General features: G+C 46.8%; 21 protein-coding genes and 1 tRNA gene. 6 read left to right on the top strand and 16 right to left on the bottom strand.

Going from position 1 to position 22,708, the window contains the following annotated elements:
• The 11 genes from ACWA6V_RS02520 to ACWA6V_RS02470 all read right to left on the bottom strand — a co-directional run.
• Positions 1-499, bottom strand: a 499-nt coding sequence (locus tag ACWA6V_RS02520) for a rod-binding protein (RefSeq protein WP_449521032.1), incomplete at its 3' end; no start/stop codon positions are given.
• Positions 500-1,603 (bottom strand): flagellar basal body P-ring protein FlgI, encoded by a 1,104-nt coding sequence (locus ACWA6V_RS02515; protein WP_449521031.1) that lies wholly within the window; start codon positions 1,601-1,603, stop codon positions 500-502.
• Between the two features lie 38 nt (positions 1,604-1,641).
• Positions 1,642-2,343: a flagellar basal body L-ring protein FlgH gene (gene flgH / locus ACWA6V_RS02510; protein WP_310070480.1), complete on the bottom strand. Its 702-nt coding sequence runs from the start codon at positions 2,341-2,343 to the stop codon at positions 1,642-1,644.
• A gap of 15 nt (positions 2,344-2,358) precedes the next feature.
• Complete coding sequence (gene flgG / locus ACWA6V_RS02505; protein WP_449521030.1) at positions 2,359-3,144, bottom strand: flagellar basal-body rod protein FlgG; 786 nt, start codon at positions 3,142-3,144, stop codon at positions 2,359-2,361.
• 62 nt (positions 3,145-3,206) lie between these two features.
• The gene (flgF, locus tag ACWA6V_RS02500) at positions 3,207-3,950 is read right to left on the bottom strand and encodes a flagellar basal-body rod protein FlgF (protein ID WP_449521029.1); all 744 of its coding nucleotides are present in this window, start codon (positions 3,948-3,950) and stop codon (positions 3,207-3,209) included.
• Between the two features lie 275 nt (positions 3,951-4,225).
• Positions 4,226-6,655: a flagellar hook-basal body complex protein gene (locus ACWA6V_RS02495; RefSeq protein ID WP_449521028.1), complete on the bottom strand. Its 2,430-nt coding sequence runs from the start codon at positions 6,653-6,655 to the stop codon at positions 4,226-4,228.
• A 127-nt stretch (positions 6,656-6,782) separates the two neighbouring features.
• Positions 6,783-7,487, bottom strand: a complete 705-nt coding sequence (locus ACWA6V_RS02490) for a flagellar hook assembly protein FlgD (protein WP_449521027.1) — start codon at positions 7,485-7,487, stop codon at positions 6,783-6,785.
• Positions 7,488-7,498: 11 nt separating this feature from the next.
• Positions 7,499-7,948 carry a flagellar basal body rod protein FlgC gene (gene flgC, locus ACWA6V_RS02485; protein WP_394986208.1) on the bottom strand — a complete coding sequence of 150 codons (450 nt, stop codon included), beginning with the start codon at positions 7,946-7,948 and terminating at the stop codon, positions 7,499-7,501.
• Positions 7,949-8,006: 58 nt separating this feature from the next.
• Positions 8,007-8,408, bottom strand: coding sequence for a flagellar basal body rod protein FlgB (gene flgB / locus ACWA6V_RS02480; RefSeq protein ID WP_449521026.1), 402 nt, complete (start codon positions 8,406-8,408; stop codon positions 8,007-8,009).
• A 283-nt stretch (positions 8,409-8,691) separates the two neighbouring features.
• Entirely contained in the window at positions 8,692-9,567 is an 876-nt protein-coding gene (locus ACWA6V_RS02475; protein ID WP_449521025.1) for a CheR family methyltransferase, read from the bottom strand.
• Between the two features lie 54 nt (positions 9,568-9,621).
• Positions 9,622-10,578: a chemotaxis protein CheV gene (locus ACWA6V_RS02470; RefSeq protein ID WP_449521024.1), complete on the bottom strand. Its 957-nt coding sequence runs from the start codon at positions 10,576-10,578 to the stop codon at positions 9,622-9,624.
• Between the two features lie 223 nt (positions 10,579-10,801).
• Here ACWA6V_RS02470 and flgA point away from each other — a divergent pair, with 223 nt between their 5' ends.
• From flgA to ACWA6V_RS02450, 4 genes are all read left to right on the top strand, one after another.
• Complete coding sequence (flgA, locus tag ACWA6V_RS02465) at positions 10,802-11,506, top strand: flagellar basal body P-ring formation chaperone FlgA (RefSeq protein WP_449521023.1); 705 nt, start codon at positions 10,802-10,804, stop codon at positions 11,504-11,506.
• Positions 11,507-11,693: 187 nt separating this feature from the next.
• Complete coding sequence (flgM, locus tag ACWA6V_RS02460; RefSeq protein WP_449521022.1) at positions 11,694-12,014, top strand: flagellar biosynthesis anti-sigma factor FlgM; 321 nt, start codon at positions 11,694-11,696, stop codon at positions 12,012-12,014.
• Positions 12,015-12,104: 90 nt separating this feature from the next.
• Positions 12,105-12,581: a flagella synthesis protein FlgN gene (locus tag ACWA6V_RS02455; protein WP_449521021.1), complete on the top strand. Its 477-nt coding sequence runs from the start codon at positions 12,105-12,107 to the stop codon at positions 12,579-12,581.
• A 171-nt stretch (positions 12,582-12,752) separates the two neighbouring features.
• A tRNA-Arg gene (locus ACWA6V_RS02450) sits at positions 12,753-12,828 on the top strand.
• Positions 12,829-13,093: 265 nt separating this feature from the next.
• Here the strand turns inward: ACWA6V_RS02450 and ACWA6V_RS02445 are convergent.
• The 5 genes from ACWA6V_RS02445 to imuA all read right to left on the bottom strand — a co-directional run bounded on the left by ACWA6V_RS02445 (position 13,094) and on the right by imuA (position 19,284).
• Entirely contained in the window at positions 13,094-13,336 is a 243-nt protein-coding gene (locus ACWA6V_RS02445) for a hypothetical protein (protein ID WP_449521020.1), read from the bottom strand.
• A 24-nt stretch (positions 13,337-13,360) separates the two neighbouring features.
• On the bottom strand, positions 13,361-13,765 hold the full coding sequence (locus tag ACWA6V_RS02440; RefSeq protein WP_449521019.1) for a DUF2177 family protein: 405 nt from the start codon (positions 13,763-13,765) through the stop codon (positions 13,361-13,363).
• Positions 13,766-13,885: 120 nt separating this feature from the next.
• Positions 13,886-16,996, bottom strand: coding sequence for an error-prone DNA polymerase (locus ACWA6V_RS02435; RefSeq protein WP_449521018.1), 3,111 nt, complete (start codon positions 16,994-16,996; stop codon positions 13,886-13,888).
• A gap of 6 nt (positions 16,997-17,002) precedes the next feature.
• Entirely contained in the window at positions 17,003-18,523 is a 1,521-nt protein-coding gene (locus ACWA6V_RS02430) for a Y-family DNA polymerase (protein ID WP_449521017.1), read from the bottom strand.
• Positions 18,523-19,284, bottom strand: a complete 762-nt coding sequence (gene imuA / locus ACWA6V_RS02425; RefSeq protein ID WP_449521016.1) for a translesion DNA synthesis-associated protein ImuA — start codon at positions 19,282-19,284, stop codon at positions 18,523-18,525. Before imuA ends, ACWA6V_RS02430 begins: the two co-directional genes overlap by 1 nt.
• 201 nt (positions 19,285-19,485) lie before the next feature.
• On the opposite strand from imuA, the gene ACWA6V_RS02420 reads away from it, so the two are divergent.
• A complete protein-coding gene (locus ACWA6V_RS02420) occupies positions 19,486-21,153 on the top strand; it encodes a VRR-NUC domain-containing protein (RefSeq protein ID WP_449521015.1) in 1,668 nt (555 codons plus the stop codon).
• Positions 21,137-22,708: DEAD/DEAH box helicase (locus tag ACWA6V_RS02415; protein WP_449521014.1), on the top strand; the 1,572-nt coding region annotated here is incomplete at its 3' end. The genes ACWA6V_RS02420 and ACWA6V_RS02415, both read left to right, overlap by 17 nt.

The raw sequence follows: 22,708 nt of genomic DNA, 5'->3' as shown, positions 1-22,708 counted from the left end.
CACTCATGCGCATAAAATCATTGATCCACTCATCTAGAGCGTCCGCTTTTTCAACATCATTGGATCGTGTAGCTACCGGCGATTTTGTTTGATGTGCAACAGGCTCAGGCAGAAGCCCCGTGTCATTACCGAAAGGGATCTGAGCGTCTTCGGGTTTCATCCCGCTGCCATAATTTTTCAGCATTTGCTGATAAAAATGATCGGCCAGCCCAATACCTGAACCGCTGGTCAAATTGAGCACCATTTGTTGGTCCAGCATATCGCGATGAAAACGTGTGGTCTGACTATCAAAGTAATTGCCATCTCCAAATGCATCATTTGCTTCGCGCATTGTTTTTAACATTTGCTGTACAAACATGGCTTCAAACTTTTTAGCCACCTCTTTCAACGCCTGCGGATCTTTGTCGCGCCCCATAGCCTTGATCGAATTCAATGAATTAGGATCAAAATACGAATCCTTAACTTGTGACGCGCCAGCGCTGGCATCAATAGGCAACATTTAAATCACCACCAATTCTGCTTTGAGTGCACCGGATTGTTTCAACGCCTCCAAAATTGCCATCAAGTCACTGGGCGATGCACCGACGTTATTTACCGATTTCACTATGTCATCCAGATTGGCACCGGGAGCAAATTTAAACATCGGATTATTTTCTTCCTCTGCTTTCACATTGCTACTAGGTACAACAACTGTTTGCCCCCCGGCTAGTGCATTGGGTTGGCTTACAGTAAGGCTTTCCGCAACGGATACTGTAAGACTGCCGTGAGTAACAGCAACCGGTGAAACGCGTACATTTTTACCCACTACAATAGTGCCAGTACGTGAATTGATAATGACCTTGGCAACCTCCTCGCCGGGAGTGACGTCGATATTTTCCAACATGGATATAAAATCTACGCGCTGGGCCGGATTTACCGGCGAGCTGACCATAATAGAAACTGCATCCAATGGGCGAGCAACATCAGGCCCGAGCATGGCGTTAATGCTTTTTGCCAGTGCATTGGCAGTAGTGAAATCAGCACGATGTAAATTAAACACAATTGGCTGGCCGCCAGCGAAATTAGTTTCCACCATGCGCTCAACAATCGCGCCGCTTGGAATACGACCAGCGCTGGGAATGTTCACGGTAATTTTTGAACCGTCATTACCTGAAGCACTGAGTCCACCCACAACCAAACTACCTTGTGCAACCGCGTAAACTTTTCCATCAAGACCTTTAAGAGGGGTCATTAACAAACTTCCACCGCGCAAACTTTTCGCGTTACTAATAGATGAAACAGTAACATCAATAGTCTGGCCTGGTTTTGCAAACGCGGGTAACTCCGCCTGAATCATTACCGCCGCGACATTTTTCATTTGCATCCGCGCACCTTCCGGTACCGTAATGCCAAATTGTTTAAGCATGCTATTGAATGATTGGGTGGTAAACGGCGATTGGGTAGTTTGGTCACCCGTACCATCCAAGCCAACCACTAAACCATATCCAACCAATTGGTTGGCGCGCACCCCTGCAACACTGGCAATATCTTTAATGCGCTCGGCTTGGGCAACACTGCTCAATGCCAGAGCCACACCAAACATCAGAAACAAAAAATTACGCATAAAAATACCTCAGGTTAAAAAGCTACACTTATACCAAATCACAAAGGCCATAAATCGCTATTAAAGAAACGCGACAACCATCCCATGGACTGGGAATTGGCCAACTCACCGGTACCGCTGTAAGAAATCTTTGCATTTGCCAAACGAGTCGAGACTATAGTGTTATCCGGTGCAATATCGTCTGGGCGCACCATACCGCTGATGCGGATAAATTCATCGCCACGATTGAGTGTGATCCACTTTTCACCACGAACAATCAAATTTCCATTAGGTAAAATTTCCGCAACAGTAACGGTGATATTACCTTGCAAACTGTTGCTTTGATCGGCATCGGAACTTCCATCAAAGGTGCGATCCTGTTCAAGTGTGGTGGTTAACTCATTACCTTTAATCGTTGGATTAACGCCTAATAAAGGCCCCGCATTAAAATCCACAGTGCTTTTTTTACCCGTTGCAACACCAGAGGATTTTCTCGATACGGTCCGCTCGCTCAGGGTGACGGTAATAACGTCCCCCACAAAATGTGCTTTTCGATCATCAAATAAATTAAGACCATAAGCAGCTTGATAAAGGGAGCCTTCAGTGCGTTGCGGCATCGGCATATTGGCTGCGATTGTCGGCGCATAGGCAGGATCATCTGGCATGGGTTTTTTGTTAGTAAAACAACCACCAAGGCCGATAGAAACTAAAACCACAATCAGTTTGGTGAGGAGTTTTTTACGAAACAAAAGAGCGCGCATAATCAAATCACTCAATTAGAGATTTTGGGTAATGTATTGCAACATTTGATCGGCTGTAGAGACTACTTTGGAATTCATTTCGTAGGCACGTTGGGTGGTAATCATATTCACCATTTCCTCTACGATATCCACGTTGGAATTTTCCAGCATGCCCTGCTTGATTACGCCCAAACCATTTTCACCAGGAGTGCCTTGAACCGGGTTTCCACTCGCAACAGTTTCCACAAATAAATTCCCACCAATTGGTTGCAAGCCCGAATGGTTTATAAAATCTACCAAGGTAATATCACCCAATTGTTGGGGTTCTACCTGGCCGGGAGTGTACGCATTGACTGTACCCGATGTGCCAATCGTAATTTTGTTGGCCCCTTCTGGAACAATAATCGCGGGCTCTAATAAGTAACCATCGGCATTGACTAGTTGGCCTTCACCATTAATTTGCAGCTGGCCATTACGGGTGTAGGCAATAGTTCCATCGGGTTGGAGCACTTGCAAAAAACCATGGCCGTCAATCGCAACATCCAATGATTGTTCAGTGACCTGCAATGTACCCTGGGTAAATTCTTTTTGGGTTGCAACAACACGCACACCCGCACCCAATTGCAAACCCGATGGCAATTCAGTTTCTTGGGTTTGTTGTGCCCCCGGTTGACGCTGGTTTTGATAAAGTAAATCTTCAAAAACGGCACGGTCACGCTTAAAACCAATGGTGCTGGTGTTGGCCAAATTATTGGAGATAGTGGTTAGCTGACGATCTTGCGCTGACAAGCCGGTTTTACTGACATAGAGTGCGGCATGCATGATATTTTCCTCGGGTTAAATACTTGTTATATGAACAAGCATTAAAAAAATGTTTACATCAATTACGACATCTGCAGCAGCTGTGCAGAACTGGCTGAGTTCTCTTCCGCTGTCTTCATGATTTTTACTTGCATTTCATATTGGCGCGCGAGGCTGAGAATTTGTGTAAATTCCTCAATCGCGTTGACGTTACTGCTTTCGAGCATGCCGCTACGCAAAGTGACTTCAACAGCAGGTAATGCCGGTTGCCCATCACGCTGGCGGAATAAACCGTCATCGCCTTTTTCAATTGCCTGAATATCGGGATTCACCAATTTGATTTGCCCCACCTGCACCATGGCTTCAGGCCCCTGCCCCTGCCCAACGATAGAAATAATGCCGTCGGCACCCACCTGCACTTTTTCATTTTCGGGAATATTGATGGGCCCGCCAGCACCCAACACCGGTAATCCATTGGCTGTACGCAGCATGCCTGTTGCGTCCACCGTCATGTTGCCGGCGCGGGTGTAGGCTTCAGTGCCATCAGGTGCTTGTACAGCAATGAAACCATTTCCCTGAATAGCAACATCAAGAGGATTGTTGGTAGCGATCATTGAGCCGGAAGTGAAGTCTGCGCGAGGGGATTCAGTCATCGCATAGGCTCGGGTTGGCTGGCCATCACCGTAATACACTCCCATACTGCGCGACTGCTCAAAGTCAGCGCGAAAACCGGTTGTGCTGAGATTTGCTAGATTATTGGCGCGGTTGGCTTGTGCCAGCATGTTGTGCTTGGCACCGGTCATAGCGATAAAGAGGGCTTTGTCCACGATCTGTACTCCAGTAATACCTAGCGCGATTCTTCACCGCTAGTTTTTTGGCAGATTTGCCGTTACTGGAGGTTTTGCAAGAGCGATGCCAAGTAAATAGGCAGTTTTCGATGAAATCTAAACCATTGATATTAATAGTAAAATCTGAAATAAACACAAGGCAAACGCGGAGCATAAAAACAGCGGAATAAATAAGCGGCAAACTGCTTCCGCTGTTTGCCGCTTGGCCAGGGTAGATATTGATGGGTATTGCTGAGCTCCACCCATCCAACCTATTAACGAAGGTTGATGATTGTTTGTGTGGTGGCGTTAGCTGTCTCAATGGTTTTTGCATTCGCTTGATAATTGCGTTGCGCAATAATCAGGTTCACTAACTGCTCAGACAAATCCACGTTCGACTCTTCCACAGCACCGGCCGTAATATTGCCCAATTGCGCAGAACCAGGCGCACCAATAATCGCCTCGCCCGTTTCAAATGTCTGTGCCCACATGGTATCACCTACTGGTTTTAATCCTTCAACACTGCTGAAGTTGGCCAGCGCCACCTGCCCTAATACCTGTGCCTCGCCGTTGGTAAAACGCGCGAATACAATGCCGGTATTGCTAATATCCAACCCGGCCAAACGGCCAGTTGCGTAACCATTTTGATCCAACTCTTCTACGGCAAATACACTACCAAATTGCGTACTACCCGCTAGATCAATTAAAAAGTTGGAGCTTGATGGTGGCTCTGCCACCGGAATTGTTCCACCTTGCAAAACATTCAATGGAGCCAGCGCGCCTATGGGTTCGCCATCCTCACCCAATGGAGTCCAGTTAGAAATAAGAATCGCATCAGTTGCGAACTCATCAATCGTGCCGTCCGGGGCAAAATGAAGGTTGAATGATGCCATTGTCGGCTCAGTATTTTGGGGCGACGGCAAAGTCGGATCAGGATCACCTACATTTTGGCCATCAATTTGTACATACATTTTCAAATGGTTAGCTGACGTAGCAGGATCTGCCGCGTCATAAGGCTGTTTTACAAAGTATTGGCGCATAACATGCGCGTTTCCCAAACTGTCATACACAGTAGTAGATGTTGCATGGTTAAAGGTTTTCTGATCAGTGGGGCTAAATGCATTAATGGGGATTGGAGTGAAAAAGTTAGGGATATTAATAGAACCAAACATGCTTCCACCAAAGACTGGCACAGTGGGGGTGCTACTTAAAACGGAATATCCCTCTTGCATGGTGACTGTGACAGTACCGCCAACAACTACCGCATTCACATCATCGTTCACAATCTGTGCAGCGCCCTGTGAACCTTGAACTTCAGCCGAACCACCGGCAGCATCAAATGCAAATTCGAGATCGCGTCCGGTTGCCGAAGTGACCACCAAATTACCATCGTCATCCAGATCCGCCGAAATTCCAAAAAGCGTTGATGAACTCAAATCATTAATCTCGTCCATCAAGACTGACATATTGGTAGTGTCACTCAGTAACACCCCATTCAACTTGAATGAGCCATTATTGGAAAATACCTTCGGCGGAACAGCTAAAGGATCATCGGCAAATAAAGTCGCAGTCGTAGTCGCAGTGGCCGAAACTCCCGCCAATGCATTCAACGCCGACGCAGTTTTATTAGCACCTGCACCATACTCGCTGATAAAGGGAAGATCAGTTCCATTGGGGCCGCGAATAATCAATGTCTGCGAACCATAATCATTGGTAACCTTGGGGATACCCTGGGTATGGGCAGTAGGATGTGCAACACCGGGAACCGCACTATCCACAGCACTCAGTGCCGTTGTTAAGGGGTTAACATCCGATGTTGGATCTACTGTGATAGTGATAGTAGACGCAACGCCGGTTGCCATATCGCGAAACGATAACTCACCAGTTATATCGTCCACGAAGGCTTGCACATTCACAGCTGATGGATTGTCAAAGTTGGCAGAGTTGATTAAATTGGCCAGCGCTGCGGGAGACGTTGCAGCGCCTGAATTTAAAATCAAATCCACATCGTCAATAACAGTTCCTGTTGGATCTATGCGGGTAATATTAAATGTTGTTGTATTGGTGGGGCTGAAGGTAATAGGAACAAAACCGGTGGTAATATCGCCGACATTCAAGTTGGTGGTTGTAGCAACTTTAGCGCCCAATTTTGCCAAATTGATGCCAGCACCATTAGTCGTAAATTCAGAGCCAGTAGTTTCCAGGACCAACTCATTAGAATCGAGATTGAGCGATGCACGTACAGCCGTTGTTTGACGAGGCTCCTGTGAACTTACATCAACACGTAAGTCACCCAATACCCCGCTAACATTACCATCTGCATCTGCAGCGAAACCTTGCAACAGCGCGTTTGTACCATTGACGATGTAACCATCCTTATCCAACCCAAAAGTACCTGCACGGGTAAACAGACGCTCACCATTTTTTTCCACTACAAAGAAACCTTCACCATTGACCGACATATCCAATTCATTTTGCGTAAATTTCAAATTACCCTGAGTAAATTGCTGGCGAATGTTTTGAATAGTCACGCCACTACCAGCGGTGTTTGAACCGCCACCAAGCAAGGTGCTGGTATATACGTCACCAAATTCCGTGCGCGAGGATTTGAAACCAATGGTGCTGGCATTGGCGATATTGTTACCGGTCACTTGCAGATCGGTATTGGCCGCACGAATTCCGCTTAACGCTGTATTGAAAGACATATTACACCTCGACCATAACGATTAATGGCTAAAAACTTTGTAATTTATGACGCAACTTTTAGAAACTATTCAGCCAACTTTTAACGTAACTATTTTTAAATAAAATAAATTCCAAGCCCAACAATCACTAATTAAATTGTTTTACATCTTTGGCATCGACTGCACCTATACCTGCAAGATTCAAAATAAGCGCACCATTTTCACCAATAGTCACACTATTCACGTTGGCGCTGAGCGATGTATTCAGCGCTTCAGATTTTCCATTTTGGGTCGCTGTGATTTCAAAACGGTACTTACCGGCGGCGGCAACCGAATCTTCATCGGCTTCCCAATCCAGCAATTCACCATTCACTTCCAGATTCTGACCATCCCAACGGAATACAGCTTCCCCAGCGGGCACATCGCCAACAGGGATAGCTTGTACAAGCGAACCGGTACTATCATAAATACTGACTTTCATATCCTTGGTGGGATAAGATAGGTCCACACTGCCTGCTACAATTCCTCCTTTTACCAAGGTGCTGGTATCCGATTCCACCGTCACACTGCGACCAACCAAGGACGATGCTTGCAGCGCATTATTAGACATAAAACTATTGAAGCTGGTATTTAAACGCTCCAAACCTTCCACTGAACTGAACTGTGCCAGTTGCGCCACAAATTCACTGTTGTCTTGCGGGCTTAATGGATTTTGATTGTTCATTTGCGTGATCATCAATTCAAGAAACGCAGCCTGCCCCAGTTCGTTGGTGTTCTTTTTTGTTTCTTGCTTTTTAGTGATGCTGAGATTGTCGGCAACATTGTTAGTTGCTGTTGCATTAGATACAGTCATGATTCAGCCCCTTATTGACCAAGCGTTAAAACGCGTTGAACCATTTGTTTGGCTGAATTCATCACTTCGACATTCATTTGAAATGAACGCGATGCAGCAATCATATTCGCCATTTCTTCAACCGGATTCACATTGGGGTAATACACATAACCTTCTTCATCCGCCTTTGGATGCGTTGGTTCATAACGGCGTTGCAGCGGTGCATCACTCTCTACAATACCGAGCACTTGTACGCCCGCTGCCGCATCAACTTCGTTATCACTGTAAGCGCCTTCAGTAACGCTGGCACGCATGGCGTCTTGTTGGATAGCAGCAAACACCGGCTGGCGACTGCGATAGACTTCATTCACACTGGAGCTGGCTGATTGCGCATTCGCCAGGTTGCTGGCGGTGGTATTTAAACGCAAACTTTGTGCGTTCATACCGGTGCCAGCGATATCAAAAATATTTCCAAGTGCCATGATTCAATACCTACAAAATGTGTTCAGAAAAAACGCCCACCAAAAGTTAATAACGGTTTTACTCGCCGCGAATCGCTGTGCGCAACCCGGTAAATTTGCTGTTTAGAAATTGAAAACTCGCTTGGAATGCCAAGGCATTTTTCATGTATTCCGCGTGTTCAATTTGATCTTCAACTGTGTTGCCATCAATGGATGGCTGTTGCGGTGTGCGATAGAGAACGTCGCCTTCATCTGTTGAGAAACCACTGCCATCAATATGACGCGATTGGGTGGTAGAGAGATCAAAGCCTTGGGATGCATTCATCTTTTGGTTCAACGCCTGCTTGAAATCCAGATCTTTTGCTTTGAAATTCGGGGTATCAATATTGGCGAGGTTATTTGCCAGCACACCCGCGCGCTCAGAGCGAAAGTGCAGCGCTGATTCGTGGATGCCGAGTGCTTTGTCGAAAGAGATAGACATATCAGGTTCGCCTTCTAGAGATGACAGGTGGCAACCAAAGCGGTTGTGACCTTTTGTTATTTACAACAAAGCAACGCCTGTGCCAACGGTCAAAAACAAACATAAACCATTGTTTTTAAAGGATTATAAAAATCTTTTTCGGTGGCTTTTTAAAAGCGGCAATAGCCAAGCGGCAAAGGTTTTCCGCTCATGGAGACAAGCTGCAAGGGAACGGCAAATAGCCCCAAAAAAAGAAAACCGGGAAAAAAGCCCGGTTTCAGGAAAGTGAATAGCACTGAAAAGCCTAAATCGCTTTGTAGAGAATACCCGGCTCGCAGCGCACCATTTCAAACAAATCAGCCGCACCGGCCAAACCTTCTGACGAACCAAGGAAGAGAATGCCTTGCGGCTTTAAGGAGGCGTGGATTTTTTGCAGGATTTGCCGCTTCAAATCGGCATTGAAATAAATCAACACATTGCGGCAAAAAACGATATCGAACTTGCCCAATGCAGCGTAGGAATCCATCAAGTTGAGTGAGCGAAAATCAATACGCTCCTTCACCAGACTTTTTACTCGCCAGACAACAGGTGTAGGGTTATCAAAGTAGCGCTCTAATCTTTCGGCAGATAACCCGCGTAAGACCGACAGCTTATCGTACTCTCCGCGCTTGGCCTGATCCAAGACAGTCGATGACAAATCAGTCGCCACAATTTGCACCTGCCGCGCCAAATTACCCATCGCCTGACGCTTGTACTCCTCGACCATCATACTGATGGAATAAGGTTCCTGCCCCGATGAGCAAGCAGCAGACCAAATGCGTACCGGGCCAAACATGCGGTTATTGCCTGCCATCAGTTGCGGCAGCAAGGTGTTTTTAAGATGGTCGTAGGGATAGATGTCGCGAAACCAAAAAGTCTCATTGGTGGTCATGGAATCGACCACCTGGTCTTTCAATTTGCGGTTGATCCCCAGCTTTAGTGCGCGCACCAATTCACCAAATGACGCGATATTATTTTCCTCCAAAATGCGGCGAATACGGTTGGTTACTAAATATTGTTTGTTATCGCCCAGCGAAATGCCGCAGGCGTCTTCAAGGAATTGACGGAATTGATCAAACTCGGCCTGGTCAATATTGTCTCGGCCCACCGGTTTGGCAAAAGGTGACTCTTTATTAATCATAGGCTTCCAATGTAAAACAATTGCCGCGCGTCAATTCGCAACGGCAATACAAAGTCAGGCTTCTTCAGGTGGCAACAAACTTTCACCGGTAATCGCCAGGACGCGATCATTTACGCGTTTTGCCAGCTCATCCGGATGGAACTTCGCGAGAAAATCATCTGCCCCCACCTTCCGCACCATGGCTTCGTTAAATACACCACTGAGAGATGTGTGCAGGATGATATGCAGTTTTTTCAGTTCAGGATGGTTGCGCACCTCAGCTGTAAAAGTGTAACCATCCATCTCCGGCATTTCGATGTCGCAGATAATCATGATGAGCTCTGCGTAAGGATCTTTTCCTTCTTTGATCAAGTCAGTTAAGTATTGGAAACCTTCTGCGCCATCTTTTTTGACAGTGGTTTTAATTCCCATTCCTTCAACTACACGCTGGATTTGTTTGCGCGCGATAGTCGAGTCATCAATGATCAATACATGTTTTTGTACTACGCGATCGGCGATACCGTCTTCAATCACACCTGCGCTAACTTCTTCTCGCGCCGGTGAGACCTCGGCAAGGATTTTCTCTACATCAATAATCTCCACCAATTGCCCATCAACCTGGGTGACAGCAGTCAGGTAATGCTCGCGGCCTGCTCCCTTTGGTGGTGGATGAATATCGCCCCAATTCATATTGACGATGCGTTCAACAGACCGCACCAGAAAACCCTGTGCGGTGCGATTGTACTCGGTGATGATGACAAAGCAGCTCTCGATATCCGGCAACTCGCGGCGGCCAATCGCAAGGTTCATATCCATTATGGGTATGGTGCCACCACGGATATGGGCAACACCACGCACTACCGAGCTACGACCAGGAATCGCATTGAGTTGCGGGCACTGAAGCACCTCCTTTACTTTGAAGACGTTAATGCCATACAACTGCTGACCGCCAAGCCGAAACAACAGGAGCTCCAGACGGTTTTGCCCAACCAACTGTGTACGCTGATTGACACTATCCATTACACCAGCCATGCAATTACCTCATTTATTCTCAAATTTCCGGCTCAGGTCATCTGCAAATTGGCCACAGCTATACGGCACAGTATTTGCTTTGATGCTTAGTAAAGCAGCTTAGCGGCAAAAAAGTGTCAGGCTTTAGTCGTTAATGATCCAGACTGGCACTCAGTTCTTACCCTTGAGGATAGGACAAAATATGGAACTTCCTAGTTTTTACAGAACTTTCTTGCGGAATATTTTGCGCCACAGTTCGGGCGTAGCTGCTGCATCAGCTCTATTGATCACCTACTCGTCCACTATTGGTGCCGCACCAGTTTATCCACCACTGCAATTGAAACAGGACATTGCCAGTTTTTTGGCGAAAGAGTATTCAACGATTGAGCATGAACGTATCGACATCAGCGTAAGCAATCTGGACAACCGCCTGCGCCTGGAGACCTGCGCATCACCACCCATATTCACCACTCAGGACACGACAGGTTACGGGGGAAACATTAGCGTTAAAGCCACGTGCGAAAGCGGCAAGAAATGGTCAGTACACGTCCCGGCACAGGTCAATATTTACCGCCCAACGCCTGTGGCGCAGGGCAATATCGCTCGCGGCGAGCTAATCACCGGCGAGCACATTACCAGCCAATTGATGAATATCAGTGATATCCGGCAGGCTTTTCTGACCACCACCAGCGACATTATTGGCAAACAAGCAAAGCGGAATATTAGCCGGGGCGAACCCTTTAAATCTGCCGCTCTCGATGCCCCCACTGCGATTAAGCGCGGTGAAATTATCATCTTGGAAGCGCTCGCGGGGAGCATCAAAGTCAGTAGCGCAGGCACCGCAATGACCGATGGCCGCATAGGTCAAACAATCAGGGTGCGCAATAACTCATCTGAGCGAATCATCAGTGGGATAGTTGTTCGGCAAGGGGTAGTCCAAACCCTCTGAATTGTGAAAGTTTTTTTAATTTATTGCTAAAGTTAAGCAACAGCTGGCCGATAGCCTGCTAGGGACTCTTTAAATACACAGCGTTGGGCTAGATTAAAGAGGATCCTTTGTCACGACATAGCAACCGCGGCATTTTTACAGTTAATCGCTGATGGGGTTAATCGCCATTGGCAAACAGGGGAACAAAATGAACTTTAACACCAACAACTCACTGGACTCTGTGGGCACCAAAGGTACCCGCAGCAAGCCCGCAACACCGAACACGGGTGAGGCAAAAGCACCTGTTCCTGCCGATATTGCCCCCGCAAACAAGGGCCTTGGTGATCAGGTGGTGCTGAGCCAAGAAGCGCAAACTTTGGGGCGCCTGCAGGCCAAAATCAATAATGCGCCAGATGTTGATATGGATAAAGTCGCCGAAATTAGACGCGCAATCGCTGAAGGCCGCTTCGAGATCAACGCTGAGCGTATTGCTGAGAATATGCTCAACCAGAACGATCTTCTGGGCTAAGAATTGCTTTAGGAGTTAAACGCACTCTCCCCCGGAGTGTTTTTGATTCGCTCGATTTAATTTGTGTCACCCCAAAATGAAGAGGTTGCTATGTCTCTCGATATCACTTTACTGCGCCAGATGATTACGCAGGATTCTGCTGCTATTTCCCAACTCAAACACTTGTTAGCGCAAGAGCGCATCTTGCTTGAACAGCGCAAACAAGATGAACTCCCACAAATTATTGAGCAAAAGGCCATACTGGTCGAGCAGTTAAATAACAGCGCCAAGCAACGTCAGCAAATACTGAACGCACTCAGCTTACCGGCTAATGCAAATGGTTGGGATTTATTTCTGCAGCGCAATGCAGCCACGCTACCACTGCGCGATGAATGGAAAATGCTGGTAAGTGAGTTTGAAGACTGCCAAAAAATGAACGACATCAACGGCAAAATGATCGCACGCTCCCAACAAACACTAAGTCATCTGCTCGGGTTGCTACGAGGTAAAGTTGCAGCACCAGCACTGTATAATGCACAGGGTGCTAAAACCCAGTACACCTCCTCCTACACAGTCGCCAAGGCCTGATCACCACATAACAAAAAGGGCGCAACCTTGGGGTTGTGCCCTTTTTTGTTTTTAATGTCCCGTCCTGAAATAGGTTTACACCTTGGATTCTGTAGAAAAACTTCTTACAATGCCCGCCGCTTAGCGCAGCTGGTAAATTCCTACACCGGTTTTTTCGCGTTAACCCATCAAGTCCTCATAGCTTAAATGGATAGAGCACCTGCCTCCTAAGCGGGCGATCCAGGTTCAATTCCTGGTGGGGACACCACTTTATTATTGCTGTAAAAAAATACCTCATCGCCGAAAAACTTCCTTCATCGCCTTCTCCTTTGCAAGCTTATTAAACAGCTCATCCAGATAGAAGATTTTTTGTATTAACTTTTATCCAGTGTGATCGAAGTTAAATTCAAGCACGACAAAAGCTAAACAACTAATTCTTCAGGCTCCGCAGATACATCAAATAACTCCCCGAGACACCCATTAGCACCTGCGAGCAAAAGAGATGGACTCTTCATTACAAAGAATAGGAGAAATCACGGCCAAGGCGCGGGAGTAACGCTCACGTATTGGGCTCCGCCCTCAGAAGGCTCAGGCTCCAAGGTTTGCGCATCGAGCCCACAAGCAATTTTGCGAAACTCCTCCTGCACGCCTGCAAAGGCATCTTTGTGTAAAGAGTTTTCGTTGTTAGGATTGTTTGCAATAATCCATTCGATCAACGCGTTGATTTTGCTGTTTACCTCCATGGCAAATGCCACTTTTTCCGGTGCTTTAGACATCGCCTACTCCGCTATTAATGAATATTAATGTCCGGCAAATATTCTTGCCGCATAAAATCCTGCCAGCGCAGAAACGGCACTGACAAAAGCGCCCCACGCAATATCGACTAACGTGAGGGATAAAGACCAACCTTTTAAAGTTGCCATATTGGTCAGGTCATAACTGCCATAGGCAATAACACCTAATCCCAAGCCCAGACCGACGGCCATTAACCAGTTTTGCTCGCGCAGTGCCGGGCTGATAGCAAATAAAACCAATCCTGCCAGATACAACACATAAAAAATTATCGCCGGAACGATTCTGACTTCTACGGACATGAGCTCCCCCATGTGTGATTGATAGAAACTTTTAGCGATCAGGGTTAACCAAACAAAGTCCATTACACAAAATACAACCGCCGCACCGAGATAAGCAGCAATGTAGGGCATAGAAATTCACCATCACAAATTAATAATGATCGCAGCCAGGAGAAAAAAGGTCTGTGCGGTAGCTAACGTGAAAGGAGAAATCGAATCATTCGTTGCAGGTATTGATAGAGAGAGTAAATACTAATGAAAATCGCGCGATTTTAGCGACAAAGAATCAATACGCGCTGAATAGTCATGTAATTGGCCTGCGATAACATGAACCACCGGGCTGGAAACATTATCGTTATTCACTTCAACTGTGCCTTTGATTAACAATAATCTGGACGTCAGCAAAGCCTGGCGAAATGTTTCCTGGGTGCCCTTCCACACAATGACATTGATATTCCCGGTTTCATCCTCCAAGGTTAAAAACAATGCACCGCTGGCAGTACCGGGGCGCTGCCGTCCGGTCACCAAACCGGCGACGCGGACAAAACTGCCGTGACGGAGATCTTTAAGTTCAGCGTATGTTTTACAACGGTTAAATGGATATTCATTTCGCAACAATGACATCAAATGCGGGCGCAAGCTCAAGCCAAGCGTATCGTAGTCATTCAATACATCCTGCTCAATCGTCGGGGCAGCCGTAAACAAATCATCCTGATCAGTAGTTTCTGCATCATCCAACAATTCAGAAAAAGGATTAACCGCCGCTGCAGCCCAACGCGATGCATGCCTGTCACCGGCTAAGCTGCGCAACACATCGGCAGATGCAAGATATTGCAAATCGATGGCTGTTAAGCTTGAGCGTCGAGAAAGATCTTGTAGAGAACTGAATGGTTTTTCAGCTCGCCATACCTGCAACAATTGTGCCTTGTTGTGATCCAGATTTTTTATTTCACAAAAACCCAAGCGTATTCCAAATGGGTGAGAAGAAACAGACGCTGCAACTTTTTCCAATCGATGCTCATAGTGACTGCAATTAATATCTACCGGCAATACTGCAATATCATGGCGCCGCGCATCTTGAATCAATTGTGATGGCGAATAAAATCCCATCGGTTGGCTATTTAATAACGCACAATAAAATGCTGCTGGATGATGGCATTTTATCCAGGATGAGGCATAAGCCAGCAGCGCAAAACTCGCAGAATGGGACTCGGGAAATCCGTAGCCACCAAAACCTTTTACTTGCTCAAACAAGCGAATGGCAAAATCCATTTCGTAACCACCTTGCAACATCCCATCAATAAATTTTTTCTCAAATTTCATTAACGTACTGTTTTTCCCCCAACTTGCCATAGCGCGACGCAACTGATCTGCTTCGCCGCCGGTAAAACCGGCGGCCACCATCGCAAGGCGAATGACCTGCTCTTGAAAAATAGGAATTCCAAACGTTGCGCCTAATACTTCTTTTATCGCATCGTTGGGCGAGTCGTCTTCTTCAAGTCCATTCCTACGCCGCAGATAGGGATGCACCATGCCACCTTGAATTGGACCGGGGCGAACAATCGCAATTTGTACTACCAAATCATAAAACTTTCTCGGCTTCAAACGCGGCAACATCGACATTTGCGCACGCGACTCAACCTGAAAAGTTCCTACGCTATCGCCTGCGCACAGCATTTCATAGGTAGCGGGATCTTCAGGTTCAATATCTTTTAATGATTGAATAGCCGGATTGTAGCTATGGATATAATCGAGCGCTTTACGCAATACCGTCAACATTCCCAATGCCAGCACATCAACTTTGAGCAAACGCATAGCTTCAAGATCTTCTTTATCCCATTGGATTAAGGTGCGATCTGGCATGGATGCATTTTCGATAGGAACCAAATCGCTAATTTTATCTTGCGCAATAATAAATCCCCCCACATGTTGGGATAAATGCCGGGGAAAACCGAGAATCTGGCTTACCAAAATAAAAAAATGCTTCAACACTTGTTGTTGCACTTGCAAACCGGAAGCTTCAATTCGTTTAACAAGATCGACAGGCTTATCCCACCATGCGAGCGACTTTGCCAGTAAATCAACCAATGTATCTTCCATGCCCAAGGCTTTACCCACATCACGCACAGCACTGCGTGAACGATAAGTGATAACAGTCGCTGCAATAGCGGCGCGCTCTCGCCCGTATTTAGTGTAAATATATTGAATAACTTCTTCGCGGCGGGAATGTTCAAAATCCACATCAATATCCGGTGGCTCATCCCGCTCTTTGGAAAGAAAGCGCTCAAATAGGACCTTGATTTTGTCAGGTGAAATTTCTGTAATGAACAAGCAATAACACACCACACTATTGGCTGCAGAACCTCGTCCTTGGCATAAAATATTCTGCTGACGAGCAAACTGCACAATGTCGTAAACGGTTAAGAAAAAATATTCGTAGCTTTCTTCTTCAATTAAACGCAATTCTTTTTCAATTGTTTCTTCTACATGAGAAGGAACACCATTGGGCCAACGATCATGTTTTCCATAGTAGACTAGCTTGCGTAAATATTGAATGGGCGTGTAATTTTCAGGAACTAACTCTTCAGGATATTGATAACACAACTCTTCCATAGAAAAAGTACACAAATCAGCGATTGTGCAAGTCTCCTGCAATAATGTATCAGGATACAGCCGCGCCAATTGCTCAAGGGATTTAAGATAAGCTTCGGCATTAGGTTCAAGCCGTGTGCCTAGCTCATCTATAGAAGTATTGTGCCGAATAGCAGTGAGGGTATCTTGTAGTGGTTTGCGCTCTTTGCTGTGCATCAACGCATGGCCACACGCAACCAGCGGAATATTTTTCTTGCGACTGAGCGCCAACCAGCGCGGAAATACTTCTTGCTCCCCACCCCATAATTGATGATCAATACCAATCCATAACCGATGTTTAAAGGCGTTATAGAGTTGATCGATCACCGTTTCCGGTTCGATAATATCGCTGCCTAATTGCCCCAACCAAATGATTAAACAATGCTGCAAGCGGAAGCGCAGATCTTCAAAATGCGCTTCATATTCGCCCTTGGATGCACGGCGACGCGCAAGCGTGATAAAACCAGAGAGTTCCGCATAAGCAGTGCGCGTCGGAGCAAGTACGACCAAACGCATGCCATTACTGAGCGTAAAACGGCTACCTACAATTAATTTAAACTCCAACTCTTTCGCTGCAACAAAGGCCTTTACAACACCAGCCAATGAACACTCATCGGTAATCGCAATCGCGTCATAACCTAATTCAGCAGCGCGATGCACATATTCCGGCGGATGCGAAGCACCGGTCAGAAACGTAAAATTGGTCGTGCTGAATAAATGGGCGTAGCGCATGGAAAACTACCCGTAAATACCTTGCACAAACCACTGCTTTTTGTGCAAATCGCGAAACACCCAGAGGCGCACATAATCGTTGCGCTGTGCTAAAAAATAATCGCGCGCACTTGGCGCTTTCCACCAATTACCTTGCAAGCGCTCAGGGCCAGAGAGCAAGGTTAAATATCCACGCCAATACAATCCCCGCTTGCGCACTTCAATTTCAATCGGCGATTTAAATAACCAACACGGCCGCAGCGATGCTAAATGGCGATCTGGCAATTTCTGGTTAGATGGCTGGTTAAGTGCAATGAGCTGATTGCTTTCTTCGGGAATATAACTATCGCGGTAGCTGAGCTTGTAAATGCAGGCATCACCCAACCGGGCTTTTAACTTTGCAGCAGTCGTCGTAAATGCCTGGCTATTATGTTTGCGCCTGGAATCAAACTCCAACAATTGCGAGTGCGTTTGAATGGGCTGGATATTGCGACAACTCAATGTGAGCGTATCCACCTCAAAAGGAAGGTCGCGGTTTTCCAATTGGATCAAGGTGAGGTCAAAAAATAATTGCCAGTGGCTTTGCGCTGTATCGGCGTAAATCGCCATAACCTCTTTGCTGTGATAAATATCGGCCAGCGTCCATTCAATTTGATGGGTTTCCCATTGGCGCTTGCGTAAAAAATCGGCTAATTGCTGCAACAAATGTTCGACCGGCACTTGCAGCTGGTCAATTTGATGGATGGGATATTCAAACTGGATTTCTTCATTAAAAAACTCCTGCGGCTTATACATCACCACCGGTTTTTCAAACAATGACGATTGCTGAAAATCCTGATCGATACCAAAAATATCGCATAGTGTTTTTGCGAACTCTTGCCCGAACCGCTTTTTGATACTGCTGATCGATTGCGCCGCAATTTGCCGTGCAATATCACCGAAAGTTACAAAACCGGTTTTTTCCAGCGTATCAACTTGAGCGGGATAATCATGCAACAACTGAATCGGCAATTGCTGCAATCGCTCCACAAAAACCGGTTTGCTTTCATTGCCGTGAATATCGTAATGAACAAAGGATAACAGCCAAGCCGCTTGCGCCGAGTGCGCCAAGCCTATCGCCAGAGTCAGATTTTTTGCGGCAAAAAATTGCAGGACTTTTTCAACAAACGCGTGTACACCACCAAACAACATTAAGCAGCTGGAAATTTCCAACAACAAGCCTGACTGGGGAACCTGTTTGCTCGTATAGGTTTCGATATAAGGGGTAAACGCATACAACTGAGCTGAAAGTTCAGCTAATAACCGCTGCTCAGATGAAAGATCGCGCTCTTGATGAACACATCCACTCAATAGCTGCGCGGTCGATGCATCCATGCCCTGCACTACACCTCTGGCTATAGCTGCAGCATTTGCCCAGATCACATGCCGCTGCTCAAGAATTGCTAAAGCGGCATCATGGTGGAGATCAATCGCAAGCGCGTGGGCAGGTAAATCCGGCAAGCGCAGCGCGAGCCAAAGGCGATCTGGACGAGAAGTTGCTCGCATCATTACTTACGGCCACGCCGCCCTCCGCGCTGGGGCCGAAGATGAACCACATTGGATTTGGGCTTGCCGGTTTGATCCAGCAAATGATGCGACGCAAAACCTTGCCAGTTATGCGGCAGCGGCAATAACACCGGCTGCATCAGCGCAGCCAGCTCGCCTTTTTGTTTGAAGATATGCACCTGCAAATCCTGCGCTTGCAGGCTAATGGTCAGGCGCAAACTGGCTGGTGAACTTTGCTCGGCAGCTGCCGCCGGGCGAAATAACACATACAAACCCTGCCCCTCTGTGGCCGCCAATTGGCATTTGCGCAGCTCCGTGTAATTCAAAGATTGCGTTGGCTGCCACGCCAACACTGCCTCGCAGGTATTGGCGCGGGTTAGCTCAATAAAACTGAACAGGAAATCAGCCTTGTTGCTGCTCTCCACTACCAACACTCGCTCCAGATCTATCCCCGCCTTGATCAACGCTTGTGCAAAAGGCACGCAGGGAGGGTTGAGTAATACAATCAAACCCTGGGTATTAGTTAATGCCGGAGTCAACAAAAGCCATTCCGATTGCACAAAACCTTGCTGACAGACCTCAACCAAATTAGCGGACGGCCAGCCGCCACCCAGCAACTGCGCATTCAGCTCGCTATAACCCGTATCCCGCGTAGGTGATGGCGCGAGCCTGTGCGAGCCACCGCGCCAGATATCGCGACGGCAAAGCAATTGCTCCAAATCCGGGACGCTTGTCAGCGGATTATCGGGGGGATTGGGGGTCATAGTGGAGGTTTTTCAGGACTCGATAACTGTATTGATATACAGTATAGTGGCAACCCCCTAATCAGCGTCAAGCAAAAGCATTAGACTATTTTGCACTAATCGAATCGCTCAATTGGGGTTGTATTATTTAACATTCAACAAAATGTCTTGTGGCAATATGTTTTATAAATAAGGCCTTCGATCGCTTGGATTTACGCAGCAATGAGCCAATCAACAACAAACACAGCTGATCTCGCAGCGGATTATTACCTGACTAACTTCCAGTTTTTGGTGGATTGGGTATTGCAACGCTATGCGGATTTACTCAGCGCCGATGAACTCCATTTTCTTGCTTGCTTCCAACAGTTACCGCGCACCAGCCAATGTTTATTAGTGCGCTTATCCAGTCGTAAAGGCCCGTTATTTCGCCACGATAAATTGCACTATGCCGAGATAGAATCCATTGAGCACGCGGCGACTGAATTAATTGCAGCCGGCCTGCTCAGCGATAACGCCTTACTCAGTATTGATGAAGTCGCAAACCTGCTTACCAAAACCGAGTTGCTCAATCTGTTCAAGGAACATTTACAGGGAGCAAAACAAGCGCACAAAGAAAAATTGATTGCACAACTGACCGAACAGTTTCCAGAATCGAAAACCTGGCAAGACTGGACGAACCATCAACTTGGCACAACTTATCGGCTGGATAACCAAGCCATTATCAGTACCTTATTGTTATTATTTTTTGGCAATGCCTATCAAGACCTCACCGAATTTGTGTTGCAGGATTTGGGCTTGTATCGCTATGAAAATTACTCCATCGATCACCAGCACCGCATTTTTAAAAATCGCGCGGAATTGGAACAATACCAACAATTAATCCAGTTGCGCGATGAGTTGCAACTCGCAGCAGAAATAGAACATTTAACCAATCTTGCCAATCGCATTCCCGCGCAGCTGAACCATGCAGGCTTGCAGCGGCGCCGGGCGCGCTTGTGCAATCAATTAGCCTATGAACTGGAACGTGCAGACGAGCACACACTCGCACTCCAACTCTATTGCCAAAGCCATTTGCCACCCGCGCGTGAACGCCGAATCCGCCTACTGGAAAAACAGGGCGATATTGCGGGCGCATGGCAACTGCTTGGTGAAGTGTTGAATTCACCTTGCGATGAACATGAGCTACAAGTTGCCCAACGGATGGCGCCGCGCCTTGCTAAAAAAGTGGACGAAACTATTGTCAAACAAACACGCGCTCGGGTTATCGAGCAACAATTAATCCTGCCACAATTAGTCGATGAAAATAATAATATCCTGCGCGTTGAAGAAGTTGTGCGGCAATTTGCCCACACCGACGAATCGCCCTGCTTTTATGTCGAAAACTTATTGCTGACCGGTTTATTTGGTTTATGGTTATGGCCGGAAATGTTTCGCGGCATTGATGGCGCTTTTGCCAATCCGTTTCAAGCAGCGCCGCTGGATTTGTATCAGGAAAATTTTGTTCGCAATCGCCCCGGCATTCAGCAATTGTGGCAATTATTGGATGACAACGAACACCATGACCATATCCTCAAATTCTGGCGCGATAAAAACAGCGTGACCAATCATTTTGTAAACTGGCAATTTTTAGAACAGGAACTGCTTGATCTCGCGCTCCAGACAATTCCTGCCGCACATTTAAAAACTATTTTTAAACGCTTGTTATTTGATATTAAAAGCAACCGCAGCGGCCTGCCCGATTTAATCCAGTTTTTTCCTTCCTCTAATAACTATCGCATGATTGAAGTGAAAGGCCCCGGTGACCGGATTCAAGACAACCAGCAGCGCTGGCTGGATTATTTTGCCGCAAACACAATCCCCGCCGAGGTTTGGTATGTTGACTGGCAATAAGCCCAGAGCGGTTGCGGTAAAAACATTGGTCGCGTTTGCAGCCAAAAGCGGCAGCCTCGACCGCCGGTTTACGCCCTCACCTAGTGGTCAGGAAGGTATCGAAGGCCATCAGCGGGTAACGAGCAATCGCTCATCCAATTATCAAACCGAGGTGAGCTTGAGCATCACTTACGGCGATATTACCTTTCGCGGCCGCGCTGATGGTTATGCACCGTCTGACCATTGCATCGAAGAAATTAAAACCTTTTATGGCGACGTATCACGCATACCGGAAAACCATCAAGTACTGCATTGGGCACAGGCCAAATGCTATGGATGGATGTATTGCGAAACCCACGGCTGCGATGAAATTAATCTCGCACTGATTTATTTTAATTTAACCGATGAAAAAGAATATCGGTTAGAAGAAACCTGGAGTGCCGCAGAGCTAAAAGAATATTGTGAAAACCTTGCAGAAAAATATTGCCAGTGGCAGGCACAGATTAACCAGCGCCTTGAGCAGCTCAATCACTGGATTGAACAGCTACAATTTCCCTATGGCAGCATGCACAGCTCACAACGGGTAATGGCAGAAGCTGTGTACAAAGCCGCTGCAACCGGGCGAGTGGTATTAGCAGAAGCGCCCACCGGCACCGGCAAAACCCTGGCGGGATTATTTCCTGCCATTAAATCCATGCCCCGCACACCGGTCGATAAAATTTTTTATCTCACCGCCAAAACTACCGGCAAACAATTGGCGCTGGAAAATATCCGCCTAATCGCCAGTGATAAAAACGGCTCTGCCACACCACTGCGCACATTGGAATTAACCGCACAAGAAAAAGCGTGCCTTGAGCCCGACAAAAAATGCATGGGCGATTCCTGCCCTTACGCGTTTGACTTTTACACCAAACTGGAAGCCGCACGCCAAGCGGCTTACGCAACGCCCGTACTAGATAAACAAGCACTCACGGCACTCGCTTATGAATTTGAAATCTGCCCGTTTTACCTCAGCATGGAAATGAGCCGTTGGGTCGATATAGTCGTTGCCGATGTAAATTATTATTTTGATGGCACACCACTGTTATTAGGGCTTACCAACGAATTCGATTGGAAACCCTACTTGCTGGTAGATGAAAGCCATAACCTGATTGATCGCGCTCGCGGCATGTATTCGGCTGAGTTAAACCGGGGCGACTTGATCAGCGCAAAAAAGCAGTCGCCTGCACCGATTAAAAAAACATTGGATAAAATCAATAAACTCTGGCTCGCGTTGTTAAAGCTCCTCCCGGAAAGCCCGGATCAATTTCTGTTACTGCCGGTATTACCAGAAAAATTGGGCATGGCGTTAACCGAGTTCACCAATAGCTATATTGAGTTCCTGCAGAAAAATCCCGACCATTCAGTGCAAGAAACGATTGCGCAAGAATTTTTCTTCGCTGCACTCAACTACCAAAAAGTGGTAGACGTATTTGATGAAGATTTTTGTATTGATATGCAATCCATAGGTACAAAAGAAGAAGTACTGACCCTGCGCAACTTGATACCGGCAACACCACTTGCCGCGCGTTTGAGT

Source organism: Cellvibrio sp. (assembly GCF_053579595.1).
The sequence above is the reverse complement of the archived record's forward strand: the minus strand, read 5'-3'. Positions and strand labels throughout refer to the sequence as shown.